This window comes from Pseudorhodoferax sp. Leaf274, from assembly GCF_001422445.1.
Classification (GTDB): domain Bacteria; phylum Pseudomonadota; class Gammaproteobacteria; order Burkholderiales; family Burkholderiaceae_C; genus Pseudorhodoferax.
Genome location: NZ_LMNA01000009.1, coordinates 97364 through 115937 on the forward strand (window position 1 = coordinate 97364; position 18574 = coordinate 115937).

Annotated in this window: 18 protein-coding genes; 8 read left to right on the top strand and 10 right to left on the bottom strand. The window is 71.6% G+C overall.

What is annotated here, in order from left to right; translation table 11 throughout:
• The first annotated feature begins 8 nt into the window (after nucleotides 1-8).
• The 4 genes from ASF44_RS13235 (at nucleotide 9) to ASF44_RS13250 (ending at nucleotide 4630) form a co-directional block, all read left to right on the top strand.
• Nucleotides 9-1145 (top strand): acyl-CoA dehydrogenase family protein, encoded by a 1137-nt coding sequence (locus ASF44_RS13235; RefSeq protein WP_056899701.1) that lies wholly within the window; start codon nucleotides 9-11, stop codon nucleotides 1143-1145.
• Between the two features lie 449 nt (nucleotides 1146-1594).
• Complete coding sequence (locus ASF44_RS13240) at nucleotides 1595-2392, top strand: oxepin-CoA hydrolase, alternative type (RefSeq protein ID WP_056899702.1); 798 nt, start codon at nucleotides 1595-1597, stop codon at nucleotides 2390-2392.
• 35 nt (nucleotides 2393-2427) lie between these two features.
• Entirely contained in the window at nucleotides 2428-3591 is a 1164-nt protein-coding gene (locus tag ASF44_RS13245; protein ID WP_056899703.1) for a CaiB/BaiF CoA-transferase family protein, read from the top strand.
• A 31-nt stretch (nucleotides 3592-3622) separates the two neighbouring features.
• Complete coding sequence (locus tag ASF44_RS13250) at nucleotides 3623-4630, top strand: tripartite tricarboxylate transporter substrate binding protein (protein WP_056899704.1); 1008 nt, start codon at nucleotides 3623-3625, stop codon at nucleotides 4628-4630.
• Nucleotides 4631-4642: 12 nt separating this feature from the next.
• On the opposite strand, the gene ASF44_RS13255 is transcribed toward ASF44_RS13250, so the two are convergent.
• The 7 genes from ASF44_RS13255 to ASF44_RS13285 form a co-directional block, all read right to left on the bottom strand.
• Entirely contained in the window at nucleotides 4643-5590 is a 948-nt protein-coding gene (locus ASF44_RS13255; RefSeq protein ID WP_156374486.1) for a hypothetical protein, read from the bottom strand.
• Nucleotides 5591-5819: 229 nt separating this feature from the next.
• Nucleotides 5820-6296 (bottom strand): hypothetical protein, encoded by a 477-nt coding sequence (locus tag ASF44_RS13260; protein WP_162243807.1) that lies wholly within the window; start codon nucleotides 6294-6296, stop codon nucleotides 5820-5822.
• 117 nt (nucleotides 6297-6413) lie between these two features.
• Nucleotides 6414-6671, bottom strand: coding sequence for a DUF3253 domain-containing protein (locus tag ASF44_RS13265; protein WP_200930597.1), 258 nt, complete (start codon nucleotides 6669-6671; stop codon nucleotides 6414-6416).
• A 72-nt stretch (nucleotides 6672-6743) separates the two neighbouring features.
• Entirely contained in the window at nucleotides 6744-7730 is a 987-nt protein-coding gene (locus tag ASF44_RS13270; protein WP_056899708.1) for a tripartite tricarboxylate transporter substrate binding protein, read from the bottom strand.
• A 28-nt stretch (nucleotides 7731-7758) separates the two neighbouring features.
• Nucleotides 7759-8718, bottom strand: a complete 960-nt coding sequence (locus tag ASF44_RS13275; protein ID WP_056899709.1) for a 2-hydroxyacid dehydrogenase — start codon at nucleotides 8716-8718, stop codon at nucleotides 7759-7761.
• A 21-nt stretch (nucleotides 8719-8739) separates the two neighbouring features.
• Nucleotides 8740-9936 carry a mandelate racemase/muconate lactonizing enzyme family protein gene (locus ASF44_RS13280; protein WP_056899710.1) on the bottom strand — a complete coding sequence of 399 codons (1197 nt, stop codon included), beginning with the start codon at nucleotides 9934-9936 and terminating at the stop codon, nucleotides 8740-8742.
• A 5-nt stretch (nucleotides 9937-9941) separates the two neighbouring features.
• The gene (locus tag ASF44_RS13285; protein ID WP_056899711.1) at nucleotides 9942-10907 is read right to left on the bottom strand and encodes a tripartite tricarboxylate transporter substrate binding protein; all 966 of its coding nucleotides are present in this window, start codon (nucleotides 10905-10907) and stop codon (nucleotides 9942-9944) included.
• A 128-nt stretch (nucleotides 10908-11035) separates the two neighbouring features.
• Here ASF44_RS13285 and ASF44_RS13290 point away from each other — a divergent pair, with 128 nt between their 5' ends.
• The gene (locus ASF44_RS13290) at nucleotides 11036-11722 is read left to right on the top strand and encodes a FadR/GntR family transcriptional regulator (protein ID WP_056899712.1); all 687 of its coding nucleotides are present in this window, start codon (nucleotides 11036-11038) and stop codon (nucleotides 11720-11722) included.
• A 132-nt stretch (nucleotides 11723-11854) separates the two neighbouring features.
• Here the strand turns inward: ASF44_RS13290 and ASF44_RS13295 are convergent, their stop codons facing one another.
• Entirely contained in the window at nucleotides 11855-12739 is an 885-nt protein-coding gene (locus tag ASF44_RS13295) for a LysR family transcriptional regulator (RefSeq protein ID WP_056899713.1), read from the bottom strand.
• Between the two features lie 151 nt (nucleotides 12740-12890).
• Here ASF44_RS13295 and ASF44_RS13300 point away from each other — a divergent pair, with 151 nt between their 5' ends.
• The 3 genes from ASF44_RS13300 to ASF44_RS13310 are packed head-to-tail and all read left to right on the top strand — an operon-like array spanning nucleotide 12891 to nucleotide 16020.
• Nucleotides 12891-13886 carry a tripartite tricarboxylate transporter substrate binding protein gene (locus tag ASF44_RS13300; RefSeq protein WP_056899714.1) on the top strand — a complete coding sequence of 332 codons (996 nt, stop codon included), beginning with the start codon at nucleotides 12891-12893 and terminating at the stop codon, nucleotides 13884-13886.
• Entirely contained in the window at nucleotides 13883-14896 is a 1014-nt protein-coding gene (locus ASF44_RS13305; RefSeq protein WP_056899715.1) for an NADPH:quinone oxidoreductase family protein, read from the top strand. The genes ASF44_RS13300 and ASF44_RS13305 overlap by 4 nt, the downstream gene beginning before the upstream one ends.
• Nucleotides 14893-16020 (top strand): CaiB/BaiF CoA-transferase family protein, encoded by a 1128-nt coding sequence (locus tag ASF44_RS13310; RefSeq protein ID WP_056899716.1) that lies wholly within the window; start codon nucleotides 14893-14895, stop codon nucleotides 16018-16020. The genes ASF44_RS13305 and ASF44_RS13310 overlap by 4 nt, the downstream gene beginning before the upstream one ends.
• On the opposite strand, the gene ASF44_RS13315 is transcribed toward ASF44_RS13310, so the two are convergent.
• Nucleotides 16017-17066 carry an alcohol dehydrogenase gene (locus ASF44_RS13315; protein WP_056899717.1) on the bottom strand — a complete coding sequence of 350 codons (1050 nt, stop codon included), beginning with the start codon at nucleotides 17064-17066 and terminating at the stop codon, nucleotides 16017-16019. The two genes, ASF44_RS13310 and ASF44_RS13315, sit on opposite strands and share 4 nt — an antisense overlap.
• A gap of 16 nt (nucleotides 17067-17082) precedes the next feature.
• Complete coding sequence (locus ASF44_RS13320) at nucleotides 17083-18519, bottom strand: aldehyde dehydrogenase family protein (RefSeq protein WP_056899718.1); 1437 nt, start codon at nucleotides 18517-18519, stop codon at nucleotides 17083-17085.
• Nucleotides 18520-18574 lie beyond the last annotated feature (55 nt).

Genomic DNA, 18574 nt, shown 5'->3' on the forward strand with positions numbered 1-18574 from the left:
GCGACACCATGAACTTCACACACACCGAAGACCGCCGCATGCTGGCGGACTCGCTGGACCGCTACCTGGCCGAGCAGTACGGCTTCGTCGAACGCGACCACATCGCCTGGAGCGCGCAAGGCACGAGCGACAAGCACTGGAACCAGCTGGCCGAGATCGGCGCGTTGGGCGCGCTGTTCCCCGAGTCCGTGGGTGGCTTCGGCGGCAGCGGCTTCGACGTGGCCGTGGTCTTCGAGAGCCTGGGCAAGGGCCTCGTGGTCGAGCCCTTCCTGGGCGCGCTCGTGGTCGGCCGCGCCATCGCGCAGGCGGGCACCGCAGTGCAACAGGAACGCATCGCCGGCCTCGTGAACGGCAGCACCGTGGCCGCGCTCGCGCACGACGAACCCGGCTCGCACTACGAGCCCACGCTGGTCGCCACGCGCGCCGAAAAGAACGCCAATGGCTGGGTGCTGAACGGCGCCAAGGCCGTGGTGCAGCAAGGCCAGCGCGCCGCTCTGTTGCTGGTCTCCGCGCGCACGTCCGGCAACACGGGCGATGCGCAGGGCATCTCGCTTTTCCTGGTGCCTGGCGATGCCGAGGGCATCGCCCGTCGCGATTACCCGAAGATCGACGGTGGCCGCGCGGCCGAACTCACGCTGCAGAACGTGCAGGTCGGCGCCGATGCGCTGCTGGGCACCGAAGGCGCCGGCGCGGACGTGCTGGAACACGCCACGGGCTGGGGCCTCCTGGCCCTGGCGGCCGAGTCGCTGGGCGCAATGGAAGTGGCCAAGCGCGACACGCTGGAATACCTGCGCACGCGCAAGCAGTTCGGCGTGCCGATCGGCAGCTTCCAGGCGCTGCAGCACCGCATGGCCGACCTGCTGATCGAAGTGGAGCAGGCGCGCTCGGCCGTCATCAACGCGGCCGCCGCGATCGACGGCGACAACCGCATCGCGCGCGAGCGTGCGCTGTCGGCCGCCAAGTTCAGCGTGGGCCAGATCGGCACGCGCGTGGCCGAGGAGGCCATCCAGCTGCACGGCGGCATCGGCATGACCTGGGAACTGCCGCTGGCGCACTACGCCAAACGCCTCGTGATGATCGACCACCAGTTGGGGGACGAGGACTTCCATCTGCAGCGCTACATCGATCTGGGACGCGCTACGTGAATGGCTTGTGGGTTGTAGGGAGCGCCCAGGCGGCGGCAGCGTGCCTGCGTTCTCCAGCCCACGCTCGCGGAAGCCGGCAGTGGCTTGCAACCCGCACGCCCTCGAACGCCGGATGTGCGTCAGCTGGGCATCTCGCCGTCGCGAATGGGGCCTGCGCCCGCAGGCCCACTACCACCGCCCGACACGACGGTGTCGCGCCAGCGCGGACGCGCCGGTCGTGCGCCCTCGCACCCACGCGACGTGAGGCGGGTGGTGCTGACATGCGGGCGCAGGGGCCATTCGCGGCCCAGAGATGCCCAGCACGCCACGCCATCGGCGAGAGTGCACAGCGTGCTGGAGCCACCAACGGCGCCCGCGAGCGTGCCCCGGAGAACGCGTGTCGGCGCCGCCTGCCGTTTTGGGCCGCAGCACCCGCGCGACTGAACTAACGAACAAACACCGGAGCAAAGATGACCAACGAAGCCCTGCTCACGCGCCGCGAAGGCGCCGTGCTCATCCTCGTCAACAACAACCCCGCCGCCCGCAACGCGCTGTCGGCCGAGTTCTACACGGCCGCCACGCAAGCCCTGGCCGATGCCGAAGCCGACCCCACCATCGGCGCCGTGGTGCTGACCGGCGCCGGCAACTTCTTCTGCGCAGGCGGCAACCTCAACCAGCTGGTCACGCGCCGCGAGATGGCGCCTGCCGAGCGCCGCGAGCGCCTGGAGCTGCTGCACGGCTTCGTGCGCCGGCTGCGTGACAGCGGCAAGCCCGTCATCGCGGCCGTCGAGGGCGGCGCGGCCGGTGCCGGCCTGTCGGTGGCGCTGGCCTGCGACCTGCTGGTGTCCTCGCGCGAGGCCTTCTTCAGCGCCACCTACATCAAGGTGGGCCTCACGCCCGATGGCGGGCTGACCTCGTTCCTGGCCGAGTTCGTCTCGCGCCAGCTGCTGACCGAGCTGTGCCTGACCGGCGAGCGCGTCACGGCCGAACGCCTGCACGCGCTGGGCGCCGTCAACCGCCTGGTCGACGCCGGCCAGGCCGAGGCACAGGCCATTGCGCTCGGCGCGCAACTGGCCCAGGGCCCGGCCCGCGCCAGCGCGCGCATCAAGGCGCTGTGCCGCGGCGCGCACGCGCGCACGCTGGACGAACAGCTGGAGCGCGAAGCCGTGTCCATGGTCGAAAGCCAGGGCGACGACGAAGCGCAGGAGGGCATCAAAGCCTTCCTTGGCAAGCGCCAAGCGGACTTCGCCGCGCTGCGCCGACGCTGACAATCGCGCATCCACAACGAACGGAGACTGTTCCCATGACCGCTACTTCCCCTGGACTGCCGCTGGCCGGCGTGCGCGTGCTCGATTTTTCGCGCGTGCTGGCCGGGCCGCTGTGCGCCCAGGTGCTCGGCGACTTCGGTGCCGACGTCGTCAAGATCGAGCACCCCCAGCGCGGCGACGACACGCGCGACTGGGGCGTGCGCGTCGGCAAGACCGAGACCACCTACTTCAACAGCATGAACCGCAACAAGCGGTCCATCACGCTGGACCTGGCCACGCCCGAAGGCCAGGACCTGGCTCGCCAGCTGGTCGCCAAGGCCGACGTGCTGGTGCAGAACTTCAAGACCGGCGGCATGGAGAAGATGGGCCTGGGCTACGAGCAGCTGCGCGCCATCAACCCGCGCCTGGTCTACGTCTCGGTGACCGGCTACAACCGCGGCGGCCCCGAGGCCAAGCGCCCGGGCTACGACCTCGTGATCCAGGGCCAGGCCGGCATCATGGCCATGAACGGCGAGGAGGGCCAGGGCCCGCTCAAGTTCGGCATCGCCGCGGTCGACCTCATGACCGGCATGGCCAGCGCCCAGGCCGTGCTGGCCGCGCTCTACCAGCGCGAGAAGATCGGCACCGGCCGCCACGTGGAGATGGCGCTGTACGACTGCGGCCTCATGATCACCGCCTACAGCGGCCTGGAGGCCTTGTTCCTGGGCGAAGACCCGCCCAAGTACGGCAACGCCCACCCGTCCATCGTGCCCTACGGCGTGTTCGACGCGGCCGATGGGCCGGTCATCATCAGCGTGGGCAACAACGCGCAGTTCGAACGCCTGTGCCTGGACGCGCTGGAGCGCCCGGACCTGGCCGCCGACGAGCGCTTCAAGACCAACCTGGGCCGCGGCCAGAACCGCGCCGTGCTGCTGCCCGAGCTCTACAAGGAGATCGGCGCCCGCAAGCGCGACCATCTCATCGCCGCGATGAGCAAGGCCGGCATCCCGTGTGGCGAGGTGCTGGGCCTGCACGAGGCGCTGACCTCGCAGCGCACCGCCGAAGGCGGCCTGGTCACGCAGCAGCCCCACCCCGTGGCCGGCACCACCCATGTGCTGGCGCCGCCCTACCGCCTGGATGGCGAGCGCCTGCCCGTGCGCCGCCCGCCGCCGCAGCTCGGCGCCGACCGCGACGCCGTGCTGCGCGAGTGGCTGGGCTGAGCACCTCTTCCTCACCGACCCGTTTTTTCGCATGACCCATCTGCAGAACCGTTCCGCTTCCTCCCGCATCACCCGCCGCGGGCTCACGGCCCTGGCCCTGGGCGCCGCACTGGCGCCACTGGCCGGCCGGGCCCAGGCCTTCCCGGGCAAGCTCATCACGCTCTACGTGCCGTTTCCGCCCGGCGGGCCGACCGACACGGCCTCGCGCATCGTGGGCCAGAAGCTGGGCGAGATCCTCAAACAGACCGTCATCGTCGAGAACCGGCCCGGCGCCTCGGGCTCCATCGCCGCTGCGGCCCTGGCCCGCATGCCGGCCGATGGCCACAGCCTCATGATGCTGGCCACGCCCACGCTGCTGGCGCCGCACCTGTACCCGGCCGTCAAGTTCGACATCAACAAGGACTTCACGGCCATCGGCACCACCTACGACCTGCCCATCGTGGTGGTGGTGAACCCCACGCAGCTGCCCGACGTGCGCACGCTGTCCGAGCTCATCGCCAAGGCCAAGGCCAGCAAGGCGCCGCTGAACTACACCAGCTCGGGCCAGGGCAGCTTCGGCCACCTGACCATGGAGCTGCTCAAGATCCAGGGCGGCTTCGACATGACGCACGTGCCCTACAAGGGCGGCGTGCCGGCCATCACCGACCTGCTGGGCGGCCAGGTGCCTGTGATGTACGCCGACATGGTCGCGGCGCTGCCGCACATCCAGGCCGGCAAGCTGCGCGCCATCGCGGTGGGTTCGCCGCAACGCGTGCCCTTCCTGCCCGACGTGAAGACGGTGGCCGAGCAGGGCTTCCCGGGCTTCTCGGCCGTCTCCTGGGGTGGCCTGCTGGCACCGGCCGGCACGCCGGCCGCGGTGGTCGCGGCGCTCAACGATGCGCTCAAGCAGGCGCTGGCCGATGCCACCGTGCAGGACAAGCTCAAGGGCGCGGGCACCTTCGCCGCCTGGCAGTCGCCGGCCGACACGGCCGCCCGCATCCGCGCAGACGACCAGAAGTGGGGCCAGCTCATCAAGGACAAGGGCATCGCGGGCAGCTGAGCGCCCCGCCGCTCAGTACGTCAGCACCGAGGCCCGCGTGCGGCTCGCGCCCTGCAGCAGGTTGCCGCGCAGTTCCACGCTGCGCTGGCCGGGCGCCACGCGCAGGTAGACGCCGCCGCTGGGCCGGTCGTCGATGAGCGTGTTGTTGTGCAGCACGAGTTCGTTGCGGGCCCAGCGGTAGCCTTCGGCGCCGTACGAGACCATGGTCGAGTTCTGCGTGCCGGGCGCCTGGCGCACCACGTTTTCGGTGACGCTGGCCACGCCTCCGTTGGGCAGCTCCAGCTCGTAGCTCGCGCTGCCGGGGTTGCCATCGACGAGCTGGTTGCGGTGGATCTCGTTGACCGCCGCGCGGCTCTTGAGCAGGTGGCCCACGCGCGCGTCGCGCGACTGGCTGTCGGTCATGCTGAACCTGCCGATGGCGCCCACGTACAGGTTGTGGCTCTGCCCGTCGCCGGCGCCGTTGGCCTGGAACAGGCTCTGCGCGATGCGCAGTTCGGCCTGCGGGTCGCTGGCCGTGAGGATGCCGTTCTCGTTGTCCACGAAGCTGCAGTCGACCACCTGCAGCCGCCCCGCCTCGAAGCGGATGCCGGCGCCATTGCGGTCCGGCACGCGTGCGCCGCGGAAGTCGAAGCCCTGCACGAGGATGTCGCCGCGCACGACCCAGATCCCCTTGCCCTCGGCGTTGGCGCCATCGGCCCACAGCCGCACGCGGCCACCCACCGCGCGCACCACCAGCTGGCGCTGCGTCCAGACCGCCACGTCGCGCCGGTAGTCGCCGGCCTGCACCTCCACCACGTCGCCGTCGCGCGCGGCACGCGCCGCCTGCGCGATGCTGGTGTAGGTGTGGCCGGGGCCGACCTGCAGCGTCGCCGCGTGCGCTGCGCCGAACGGCAGGGCGCAGGCCGCTAAGGCCAACCCCAGTGCCAGCCTGCGCCGGCGACGTGTCATCGCTTGTTTCATCTCCAACTCCCCTGCGCGTGTGCGCAACATGCGGTTACGGCGCGTGCCGGGGCCTGCGCGCAGGAAGAAGGCGGTGCAAAGACCGCTGTGCCCGCAGGACTGCACTGGCGCCCCCATCGAAGGACGGCTGGAAATTATTCAGTTCCCGGCGCACGAACGGCCTGGGCCGCGCCTGCGCAGTCGTTACGCTTTGTGCAGTGCTGCAGCGCAGTGGGGCTCACGTGCCAGCTCAGCGCCCGCCCGCGAGACGCTCGATCTCGGCACGGCCCAGCGCGGTGATGCCGATGACGATGGCGCGGTCCCCATCGCCACCGGGTGCATCGTCGTACGTCACTGCTGCCTCCAGCAGGCGTTGCTTGCGCAGCGCATCGACGAGGCCGACCGCAGGGCCCGACACGGGGAGTGGAAATGCCGCCTTGGCCAGGCCGACAAGGTAGGCGCTGGCAGCATCCTCGCGCGCCGCCCCCGGGCTGCCGGCGGCCGCGGCGAGCTGGCTGCGCAGCCAAGAACTGCCGCCGAGCGCGTGCAGCTGCGCGGCTTCGGCCTGCGACAACTCCAGCCGCACCGAGACCACCCCGCCCGGCGGCGGATCGGCCGGTGCCTGGGTGCTTGCATCCGCATTCGACATGGTGGCGTTCTCCTTCGCGACGTGGCCGACACAGCGCCGGCCCAACGCCGACGCGACCGGCCCGCGTGCGGCGTGCACGGGCGCCAGTCTGGCCCAGTGTGGAACACGCGCCGCCTCGCGCGTTGCCAGCGCGGCCCGTTGGGCGCCGTCAGCCGCCACGCCACGCGTGCGTCGCGCCGCGCGGACTGCGTGGCCTCAGCTCTTGTCCGGGCGGCCCAGGCGGATCGGGCCGCCGCGGCTGGTCGCGTCCACCGGCACGCCCTTGCGCGTCACGCGCAGGCGCTTGTCCTGCGCCAGCCGCTGCGCCACCTGGCGGACCTGTGGCATCAGCGCGCGCCAGCGGTCCGCGTCCGCCACCAGGGCGCGGGCCACGTCGGATGGGCAGACCGTCGCGCCCTCGCACCGCTGCGCGAGCAGGCCGAACAGGCACTCTTCGATGGTGCTGTCCGCCACGGGCTGTGCCCCAGGCTTGCGCCCGGGCGTCATGCGGCGATGCCCTGCATGGTGACGCTCCTTCCGATGGCCCTATTCGGCCTTGATGTTGTTGTCCTTGACCACCTTGCCCCAGCGCACCGTCTCGGTCTGCATCCACTCGGCCATCTGCTGGCGGCTCATGTCCGAAGGCTCGGAGCCGAGCTCCGCCAGGCGCTTGGCCACGTCGGGCCGCGCCACGATCTGCTTGACCGTGGCCTGCAGCTTGTCGAGCACCGCGGGCGGCGTGCCGGCCGGTGCCAGCAGGCCCTGCCAGGAGCCGGTCACGAAGCCCGGGATTTGCGACGCCACCGTGGGAACGCCGGGCGTGGCCGCGAAGGGCTTGGCGCTCGTGACCGCGATGGCCTTGATCTTGCCGCCCTGCACCAGCGGGTTGGTCGCCAGCACGCTGGCCATGGCGCTGTCGATCTGTGCGCCGGCCAGGTCCGCCAGCGCCTGGGCGCCGCCCTTGTAGCCGATCACGTTGAACTCGAAGCCCTTGTCCTGCGCCAGCATGATGCCGGCGAGCTGGCTGATGGACGCCAGCGGCGTGCCGAAGCTGACGGGCTTGCCCGACTTCTTGGCATAGGCGGCCAGCTCGTCGATGTTCTTGACCGGCAGGTCTTGGCGCACCACCAGCAGGTGCGGCGAGTAGGCCGGCATGGTGACGGGCGTCAGCTCCTTGAGCGGGCTGTAGTTGAGCTGGGCGACGCTGGGGCCGATGGTGGCGTTGCTCATGTCCATCAGCAGCAGCGTGTAGCCGTCGGGTGCGGACTTGGCCACGAAAGAAGCGCCGATGTGGCCGTTGCCGCCCGCCTTGTTCTCCACGATCACGGGCTGCTTGAGCGTCTCGCCGAGTTCCTTGGCCAGCAGGCGGCCCAGCACGTCCGAGGTGCCGCCCGCGGGGTTGGGCACGATGATGCGGATCATCTTGTTCGGGTAGTCCTGCGCGTGGCCGGGCAGCGCGGCGCCGGCCAGCAGCGCCGTGGCGGCGATGCCGAGCGCGCGGCGGGAAAGGGTGAGGGTCTTCTTCGATGCCATGCTTGTCTCCGGTGGTGAATGGGGGGTGTCAGCCTGCAGGATGGATCACGTTGCGCAGCGGCTGCCCGTGCTGCAGCCGCGCGATGTTGTCGGCCATGAAGCCGTAGCGCCGCGCCAGCAGCGCTGGCGTGATGGCCGAGATGTGCGGCGTGGCGCGCACGTTGGGCAGTTCGTGGATCGGCAAGCGCGAGGGCGCGACGGGCGGCTGGCCCTTCTTGGGGTATTGGTACCAGACGTCGAGCGCAGCGCGGCCCAGGCGCCGCGATTGCAGGGCCTCGTACAGCGCCTGTTCATCGACCACCTCGGCGCGCGCCACGTTGACGAGCAGCGCGCCGGCCGGCAGCAGCGCCAGTTGCTGCGCGCCGATGAGGCCGCGCGTGCCCTCGTCCAGCGGGCAAGCCAGCACCAGCACGTCGGCGCGCGGCAGCACGCTGTCGAGCGCGGAGACGGCCACGGCCTCGTCGGCCAGTTCGGGGGCGGCCGGCTTGCCGCTGCGCGTGACCGCGACCACGTGCATGCCGAACGCCCGCGCGCGCCGCGCGATCTCCTGGCCGATGTGGCCGAAGCCGACGATGGCCACGGTGCGTCCTTCGGCCTCGCCGTGCTGGGGCCGCGCGGCGTAGACCTCGGCGAAGGCCTCGGCATCCAGGCGGGCCGGGTACTGCCACAGCTGCAGGCAGTGCTCGAGGATGGCGTGCAGCGTGAACTCGGCGATCGGCACCTCGTGGCCGTGCACGTTGCAGACCGTGGTGCCGGCCGACAGGTCGGCCAGCGCGATTTGCTCGGCACCGGCGCCCGGCACGTGCACGAGGCGGCAGCGCAGGCGCGCGGCCGCGTCGGCGTCGATGGCGTTGGCGATGACCACATCAGCGTGGATCTCGCCCGTGGCGGGGAAGGCGTCGAGCGCCTGCACCTCGTGTGCGGCGCCCAGCAGCGCGCGCAAGCGCGGCGCGTTGGGGGCGTGGAGTCCGACGATCTTGATCAGCATGGAATGTCTCTTGTGAAAAGGTCAGCGGCTTTCGCGCACCACCAGGCCAGGTTGCTGCTTGAAGCTGTCCTGCAGCCGCGTGCCCAGGCCGGCCGCCACCGGTGGCTGGGCCATGCCGTCCTCGATGACGGGCAGGCCGGTCACGATGTCGCGGTACCAGGTCGCCAGCGTGGCGCGCACCACCTCCTGGTAGATGGCGGTGGGCGCGTGCAGCGCCATGTGCAGGCCAGCCATCAGCGTCACGGGGCCGGTGCAGTCGTGCGGCGCCAGCGGCCGGTTGTAGGCCTGGGCCAGCGCGGCGATCTTGCGGCCTTCGGTGATGCCGCCGCACCAGGAGAGGTCGAGCATCACCACGTCGAGCGCATCGCCGGCCAACAGGTCGCGGAACGGGCGCAGGCCGCCCAGCGTCTCGCTGCCGCAGATGGGCACGCGCGTGCGCCGGCGCAGGTCCGACAGGCCGGCCACGTCGTCCATCTTGTTGAGCGGGTCCTCGACCCAGAACACGTTGTACTCCTCCAGCGCCTGGCAGATGCGCAGCGCCGAATGGCCGCCGAACAGGCTGTGCAGCTCGCACATCACCTCGATCTGGTTGCCCACGGCCTCGCGGATCTGGCGGAAGGGCTGCAGGCCCTTCTCCAGGTCGGCCAGCGTGATGAGGTTGCCGCCGCTGGCGGGCACGTAGATGTCGAAGGGCCAGATCTTCATGGCCTTGTAGCCCTCGGACAGCAGGCCCTTGGCGAGAGTGCCGGCATCGCGCATGAAGGCGACCTGGTCGTCGTAGGGGCCGGCAGCCTCGTCGCCCGCGCCGATGTCGCGGCGCTTGCCCGTGGTGTTGTAGGCGTAGCCCGCGCAGGTGTTGTAGACCGGCACGCTGGCCCGCGCGCCACCGCCGAGCGCCTGGTACACGGGCACGCCCTGGCGCTGGCCGGCCAGGTCCCACAGCGCGATGTCGACGGCGCTGGCCGAACGCACCTCGGTGCCCGAACTGTTGTAGCCCACGTAGGGCGTGAGCAGCTGGCGCGAGATGCCTTCGATGTGGCGCGCATCGCGGCCCAGCAGCACGGGTGCGAGTTCGGCGTGCAGGCAGGTCTCGACGGCGGCGGCGCCGCGGAAGGTCTCGCCCAGGCCGACGAGGCCGTCGCTGGTCTCCAGTTCCAGCCAGATCAGGCTGGGGCGCTCGGGCAGGCGGTAGGTGCGCAGGGCGCGGATGGTGGTCATAGGGGTCAATCAGCGGTGATCTTGCGGGTGTCGATGAGGGTCTTCCAGCGTGCGAATTCCTTGGCTTGGAAGGCAGCGAACTCGGCCGGCGTGTTGGCCACGATCTCCAGGCCCTGCTCGGTCAGGCGCGCGGCCACCTTGGGGTCGCGCATGGCGGCGGCCGCAGCCGCGGCAGCCTTGTCGCGCACGGCCGGCGGCAGGCCGCGCGGCGCGGCCAGGCCCTGCCAGGAATAGACCTCGGCGCCCTGCACGCCGGCCTCGGCCAGCGTCGGCGTGTCGGGCAGCACGGGCGAGCGCTTGGCGCCCGTCACGGCGATGGCGTGCAGCTTGCCCGCGCGGATCTGCCCCAGCACGGCGTTGACGTTCTGGAACGAGTAGTCGACCTGGTTGCCCAGCAGGTCGTTGAGGGCCGGCGCGCCGCCCTTGTAGGGCACGTGCAGGCCCTCTGTCTTGGTCTGCTGCCAGAACAGCTCGGCCGACAGATGGTCCGAGGCGCCATTGCCCGAACTCGCGAAGCTCACCTTGCCGGGGTTGGCGCGGAGTTCGGCCAGCACATCGGCCACGCTACGCGCCTTCTTGGCCGGCGCCGCGACGAGCACATTGGGCGCCTGCACCAGCACGCTGAGGTAGTCGAAGTCCTTCAGTGCGTCGTAGGGCACGGACTTCATGAGGTGCGGCGCGATCACGTAGGGCGCGAGCGAGGCCACCATCAAGGTGTAGCCATCGGCCGCGGCGCGCTTGACCAGGCCCGCGCCCAGCGTGCCCGTGGCGCCGGGCCGGTTGTCGACCACGAAGGACTGGCCCAGCGCAGTCTGCAGCTGCGTGGCCATGGCACGCGCGGCCGCGTCGGTGGCGCCGCCCGCGGGAAAGGGCACGATGACCGTGACGGGCTTGTCGGGCCAGGCGGTCTGCGCGGTGGCGGCGAGCGGGGCCAGGCAGCAGGCCAGCATCCAGGGCAGCAGGGTTTTCATCTTGTCTCGCGGTGTGTGGTTCGAAGCGGGTGCGCATCGTCGGCGCGGCTGGCACGACATGTCAATTCATGGAAAGACATGTCAGACAACTTGCCATAATGCGCTGACAACTCCACAAAGAGCCCGCCATGCCCGCCACCTCGCTGACCGACACCGTCTACGACCAGGTGCTGGCCATGATCGGCCAGGACAGGCTGGCCGCCGGCGACCGCCTGCCCGGCGAGCACGCGCTGGCCGAACGCTTCGGCGTCTCGCGCCCCGTGGTGCGCCAGGCGCTGGCCCGCCTGCGCGCCGAAGGCCGCGTGACGGCCGCGCACGGGGCCGGCCACTTCGTCGGCCAGGAGCCGGCGCTCAAGAGCATCGACTACGGGCCGATCCAGGGCATCCCGGACGTGCGCAGCTTTCTCGAGTTCCGCTGCATCCTCGAAGGCGAGAGCGCAGCGCTCGCGGCGCAGAGCCGCGACGCGCGGCTGCGTGCGGCCGTCACGGCGCGCCGCCGCGCCATGGAGGCGGCGACGCAGCGCGGCGAGCCCGGCATCGAGGAAGACATCGCCTTCCACGGCGCCATCGCGCGCGCCAGCGAGAACCGCTACCTGCTGCTCACGATCACCGCGCTCATGGAGCACACGCGCGTGGCGATCCGGCTCGTGCGCGAGCTCTCACCCCAGCCCATGATGCACCGCTGGCGCGACGTGCGCACCGAGCACCTGCGCATCGACGAGGCCATCGCGGCGCGCGACGCGGCGGCCGCGCGCGAGGCCATGACGCAGCACCTGCGCAGCGGCATCGCGCGGCTGTTTCCACGCGAGGGCTGAGCGGCACAATCGCCGCCATGGACACCTCCGACGACGCCACCTACCTGCGCCGCGCCTTCGCCGCGGCGCAGCCGGCCCTGGCGGTCGAGGGGCCGCTGCCGCTGGACGAAGCGCTGGCGGCCTTGGCCTGATTCAGGCGCCCTGCACCACCGCGTCGCGGAAGTCCGCGCAGACCGGCGACAGGTAACCCGCCGCGCGCCAGAACACCCCCAGCTCGCGCCGCCACAGCAGCGCATCGCCAGGCAGCGCCACCAGCCCATGGCCCTCGGGCTGGCCCAGCAGCTGCGCGGGCATCACGCCCAGCAGGTCGGACTGGCGCAGCAGCTCGGCGAAGGCCGAGGGCGAGGCCGTGCTCTCCACGGCCACGCGCGGCGGCGGCAGGCCGGCCTCGGTGAAGCGCTCGTCCAGCCAGTGGCGCAGGTAGAGCGAGCTGGCCGGCAGCGCCCAGCGCTCGGCCGTCAGGTCGGCCAGCTGGCGCAGTTGCGCGCGGCGCGGGTGCTTGGCGCGCAAGGCCACGCGCAGGTCCAGCGGTCCGAGCGGATGCCAGGCCAGGTCGCGCGGCACGCGGTCGGGCCGCGCGGCCAGCACGAGGTCGACCTCGGCGCGCTGCAGCAGCGCCAACAGGCGCGCGCTCAGCTGCGTCTCGATGCTGAACTGCGCCAGCGGCCGCTGCGCGACGAAGCGCGCCAGCAGCGGCGACAGCAGCGTGGACATCAGGTGCGGCAGCACGCCCACGCGCACGGCACCGGCGCGGGCCTGGCGCTGCTCGGCCAGGTCGCCGTGCAGGTCGCCCACGGCCAGCAGCACGCGCTGCGCGTGCGCCTGCAGCGACACGCCCGCGGGCGTCAGGGCCACGCCGTGGCCGCTGCGCTCGACCAGCCGCAGGCCGGACCCGGCCTCCAGCCGCGCCAGCGTCTTGGACAGGGCCGACTGCGTGACGCCGGACGCGTCCGCCGCACGGTGCAGGTTGCCGTGCTCGGCCAGCTTCAGGAACGCCTGCAGGTCTTCCAGCCGCATGTCTCCTCCGCGCGCGGGTGCTGCCATGGATTCCCGGCAGGCATCGGAATCGGCCCGCGGGGAATCCCGCCAGACCGGCGCGCGATCCTAAACTGGCCCGCAAGCAGGCGGCACGGGCACCGGCCGCCACGCAGACACCAAGGAGACAACCATGCCCATCGTTCACCGGCGCCGCTTTGGCGCTGCCCTGCTGGCGCTGCCCATGCTGGGCACTCTGGCCGCCCTGCCCGCCCAGGCCACCGACAACGCGCCCTACCCGAGCAAGCCGCTGACCATCGTCGTGCCCTCGGTGGCCGGCAACGTCAACGACGCCGTGGCCCGCCTGCTGGGCCAGGAACTGACCAAGGCCTGGGGCCAGCCCGTCATCGTCGACAACAAGCCCGGCGCGGGCACCACCACGGGCACCAAGTTCGTGGCCCAGGCGCCCAAGGACGGCTACACCGCCCTCTTGACCTTCACGGCCCACGTGCAGAACCCGCCGCTGTTCCCCAACATCGGCTACGACCCGGTGAAGGACTTCACGGCCGTCAGCGAAGTGGCGGCCTCGTCCACCATCCTCGCGGTGTCGCCCGACTTCCCGGCGCGCACGCTGCCCGAACTCGTCAAGCTCGTGAAGGCCAACCCGGGCAAGTATCCGTACGGCTCCTACGGCATGGGCACGACCGGCCACATCCTGGGCGAGCTGTTCAAGCGCGAGGCGGGACTGGAGATGGAGCACGTGCCCTACAAGGGCGGCGCGCCGCTGGCCACCGACCTGGCCGCTGGCCACGTGAAGATCGGCCTGATCGCCGTGGGCACGGCCAAGCCGCTGCTGCAGAGCGGCAAGCTGATCCCGGTGGCCATGGCCGGTGCGCAGCGCTCGGCCCTGCTGCCCGAGGTGCCCACTTTTCTCGAGAGCGGCTACAAGGGCTTCGAGCCCGACGCCTGGATGGGCCTGTTGATGCCGGCCGGCGTGCCGCCGGAACGCGCCGCGGCGCTGTCCAAGGAGGTGGCGCGCATCGTGCGGCTGCCCGAGATCGACAAGCGCATGCGCGAGCTGAACCTGGTGCCCATCGGCAACACGCCGCAGGAGTTCGACGCCGTGCTGCGCGGCGACCTCGACAAATGGTCGCGCTTCGTGCGCGAGCTCAACATCAAGATCGAATGACCTCTTCGACCTACACCGGACTGCTCTGCACCCGCTTCGGCCACTGGAGCGAACTCGCACTCACGCAACTGCCGCGCCAGCCGCTCGCCCCAGGCCAGGTGCGCCTGCGCGTGCGCCATGCCGGCGTGGGCTTCGCCGTGAGCCTGTTCGTGGCCGGCAAGTACCAGCGCAAGCCGCCGCTTCCCTTCACGCCCGGCACCGAGGCCGCGGGCGAGGTGCTGGAGGTGGCGCCCGACGTGACGCAGCTGCAGCCCGGCCAGCGCGTGATGGCCGCATTGGACTGGGGCGCCTTCGCCGAAGAGGTGGTGATCGCCGCCGACACCGTCTACCCGCTGCCCGACGCCGTGCCGCTGGACAAGGCCGCCGCGCTGCCCATCACCTACGGCACGACCTGGGCCGCGCTGCATTGGCGCGCAGCGCTCCAGCCCGGCGAAACGCTGCTCGTGCACGGCGCGGCCGGCGCACTGGGCATGGCGGCCATCCAGATCGGCCGCCTGATGGGCGCGCAGGTCATCGCCACCGCCAGCACGCCCGCCAAGCGCGCGGCCGCGCTGGCGCTGGGCGCGCACCACGCGCTGGCGGGCGATGCCGAGACCCTGGCGGCTGCCGTCAAGGCGGTCTGCCCGCGCGGCGCCGACGTGGTGTTCGACCCCGTGGGCGGCGCGCTCTTCGACGCCTCGCTGCGCTGCACCGCGCCCGAGGCGCGCATCCTGAGCATCGGCTACGCGAGTGGCACCATCCCGAGCGCGCCGGCCAACCTGCTCTTGGTCAAGAACCTCAGCGTGATCGGCTTCAACTACGGCTACTACATCGGCTGGGGCCTGACCGACGAGCGGCGCCGCTACGCGTCCAAGGTGCAGGCGCTGGTCGCCGAACTGCTCGCCAACGTGGCCGAAGGCCGGATGGCCTTGCCGCAGACCCAGCATTTCCCGCTGGCCGACTGGCATGCGGCGCTGGACACCACGCTGTCGCGCCGCGCCATCGGCAAAGTCATCATCGACATGCCATGACGCCAGAAGACCTCCCGCTGCACGGCCTGACCGTGCTCGACCTCTCCCAGGGCATCGCCGGCCCGCACTGCGGCCTGCTGCTGCGCCAGCAGGGCGCGCGCGTGATCAAGGTCGAGCCGCCGCACGGCGACTGGAGCCGCCAGATGGGCCGCGCGCGCGCCGGCCACACCGCGATCTCGATCGCCTACAACCTGGGCAAGGAAAGCGTGGTGCTGGACACGCGCACCGAAGCCGGCCGCGCTGCCCTGCGCCAGCTCGCCGCACAGGCCGATGTGGTCGTGCAGAACTACCGCCCCGGCGTGGTCGAGCGCATGGGCGTGGGCTATGCCGAACTCGCGGCGCAGCGGCCGGACCTGGTCTACGTGTCGATCTCGGGCCACGGCGCGACCGGCCCCGACGCCCAGCTGCCCGCGCTGGACACCACCATGCAGGCCGCCACCGGCCTCATGCACCTGAACCGCGACGCCACGGGCGCGCCGCGCCGCATCGGCCTGTTCCTGGTCGACATCGCCACTGGCCTGCAGGCCGCGCAGAACGCCATGGCCGCGCTGGTGCGTGCCGCGCGCACGGGCCAGGGCCGGCATGTGCAGGTCTCGATGCTGGAGACCGCCGCCGCGCTGCAAAGCTACCTGGTGCTGGACGCCGCGATGTTTCCAGAAGCCGAGGCCGTGGCCTTCAACGTGCCGACCGGCCTGTTCCGCGCCAGCGACGGCCACCTGTACGTGAGCATGCTGGACGACGCCATGTTCCGCCGCCTGGCCGAGGCGCTGGACCGCGCCGACTGGCTGGCCGATCCCGACCTGGCCACGAGCGCAGGCCGCATCCCGCGCGCGTTGGAACTCAACGGCGCGCTGGCCACCCAGCTCGCCACGCAGACCGTGGCCGACTGGGAGGCCCTGCTGCGCCGCCACGACGTGCTGCACGCGCGCGCCGCGCGGCCGCAGGACCTGCCGCAGAGCGCGCAGGCAAGGCATGCAGGCGTGTTCGCGGCGCTGGAGGTGCCGGGCCTGGGCACGCTGGACTGGCCCAACATGCCGGGCCAGGCGGGCCGCGCTGCGCCAGGAGAAGCGCCGCTGCTGGGCCAGCACACGCAGGCCGTGCTGGCGGAGTTCGGCGCAGCCTAGGGGTGCAGGATGGTCCGGCCGCGGATGCGGCCGGCGCGCAGGTCGTCCAGCGCCTGCGAGGCCTGGGCCAGCGGCTGGGCCGTGACCGGCATGGCCGGCAGGCGCCCGGCACGCGCGATGGCCAGCAGCTCCTGCATCTCGGCCAGGCTGCCCACGTAGGAGCCGACCACGCTGACGGCCTTCATCGAGACCATGGCCGGCACGATGGTCGTGGCGCCGCCGAACAGGCCCACGCAGACCAGCTTGCCGCCCTTGCGCAGCGCGCCGAAGCCGAAGTTGAACGAGGCCGGCGCACCCACGAAATCCACCGCGGCGGCGACGCCACCGCCCGTGGCCTTGACCAGCGCCTTCAGCGCGCCGTCTTCGCTCGGGTCGATCAGCTCGCCGGCGCCCGCTTCGCGCGCCACGTCCCACTTGCTGCGGTCGAGCTCGACCACGATGGGCGAACGCTGGAACAGCTCTCGCGCGAGCCGGATGCCGGACAAGCCGACGCCGCCCGCGCCGATGACCATCACGGCATCGTTGGGGCCCAATGCATCGATCTTCTTCAGGGCGCCGAAGGCCGTGAGGCCGGAGCAGGCCAGCGTGGCGGCCTGGTCCTCGGGCAGCGGGTCGTAGTCGAGCAGCACGCGCGGGTGCGGCACCAAGACATGGTCGGCAAAGCCGCCGTCGCGGTGCACGCCCAGGGCCTGCGGCGCATTGCACAGCTGCTCGTCGCCCGTGGTGCACAGCGTGCAACGGCCGCAGCCGATCCAGGGGTAGACCACGCGGCGGTCGCCCACGGCCACGCCGCGCGCCTCGGGACCCACGGCCACCACGGTGCCGGCGATCTCGTGGCCCAGCGTGCGCGGCGGCTGCATGGCGCGCGCCATGTCCATGCGGTTGCCGCCGCCGAGGTCGAAGTAGCCGTCCTGCAGGTGCACGTCGCTGTGGCACACGCCGCAGCTGCCGACCTGGAGCAGCACCTCGCTGCCCTGGGGCTGCGGCGTCTCGCGGATGACCTGGGCCAGCGGCTTGCCGAAGGTGTCGATCTGGTAGCTCAGCATCGCGTTCTCCCCGGCCTCAGGCCGCCGCCTTCGGTGCGAAACCCAGCATGGCCTTGACCTCCAGGAACTCGCCGAAGGCATGGTCGCCCCACTCGCGCCCATTGCCGGACTGCTTGAAGCCGCCGAACGGCGCCGTCAGGTCGATCGCGGCGCTGTTGATGTTGACCTGGCCCGCACGCAGGCGCGAGGCCACATCGCGCGTGGCCTCGGGGTCGGTGCCCGACACGTAGGCCGCCAGGCCGTAGGGCGTGTCGTTGCCGATCTGCACGGCCTCGTCCACCGTGTCGTAGCCCAGGATGGTCAGCACGGGGCCGAAGATCTCCTCGCGCGCCACCGTCATCCGGTTGTGCACGCCGCCCAGCACCGTGGGCTTGACGTAGTAGCCGACCTCCAGGCCCGCGGGCTTGCCCGGGCCGCCGGCAACCACGGTCGCGCCTTCGGCGATGCCCTTGTGGATCAGCGTCTGGATCTTGTCCCACTGCGTGGCGGAGATCACCGGGCCCAGCTGCGCGCCGCTGTCGGGCGCGCCCACCGTGGTGGCCTCGGCCACCTGCTTGGCGATGGCCAGCGCCTCGTCCATGCGCGCGTTGGGCACCAGCATGCGCGTGGGTGCGTTGCAGGACTGGCCCGAGTTGTTCATGACGCCGCGCACGCCGGCCTTGATGGCCTGCTTGAAGTCGGCATCGGGCAGGATCACGTTGGGCGACTTGCCGCCCAGCTCCTGGTGCACGCGCTTGACGGTGGGTGCCGCGTTGCGGGCCACCTCGACGCCGGCCCGCGTGGAGCCCGTGAACGAGACCATGTCGACCTCGGGGTGCGCGGAGAGCGCCGCGCCCACCGTGGGGCCGTCGCCGTTGACGAGGTTGTAGACGCCGGCCGGCACGCCGGCCGCGTCCAGGATCTCGGTCCAGATATAGCCCGAGAACGGCGCGATCTCCGACGGCTTGAGCACCATGGTGCAACCCACGGCCAGCGCGGGCGCCACCTTGCAGGCGATCTGGTTGACGGGCCAGTTCCAGGGCGTGATGAAGCCGCACACGCCGATCGGCTCCTTCACCACCAGCGTGCTGCCGCGCTGCTCCTGGAACGCGTAGCCCTTGAGCACCTCCAGCGCGGTCTTCAGGTGCGCCAGGCCCATGGCGGCCTGGGCGTCGCGCGCCAGCGCCACGGGCGCGCCCATCTCCTCGGTGATGGCGGCCGCGACGTCGGCATAGCGCTTCTTGTATTCGGCGACCACGCGCTCCAGCAGCGCGACGCGCTCATCGACACTGGTGCGCGAGTAGCTGGCAAACGCCTTGCGCGCGGCCTGCACGGCCCGGTCGACGTCGGCGGCGCTGCCCATCGAGATGCGCCCGGCCGGCCGCTCGGTGGCCGGGTCGATCACGTCGATGCTCTTGGGCGTGGCGGGGTCGACCCACTGGCCCCCAATGTAGAACTTCAGATAGTCGCGCATGTCTCCTGCTCCTGGTGTGGACGTCGGCGTTGAGAATCCCTTGCGTTCAAGAGCG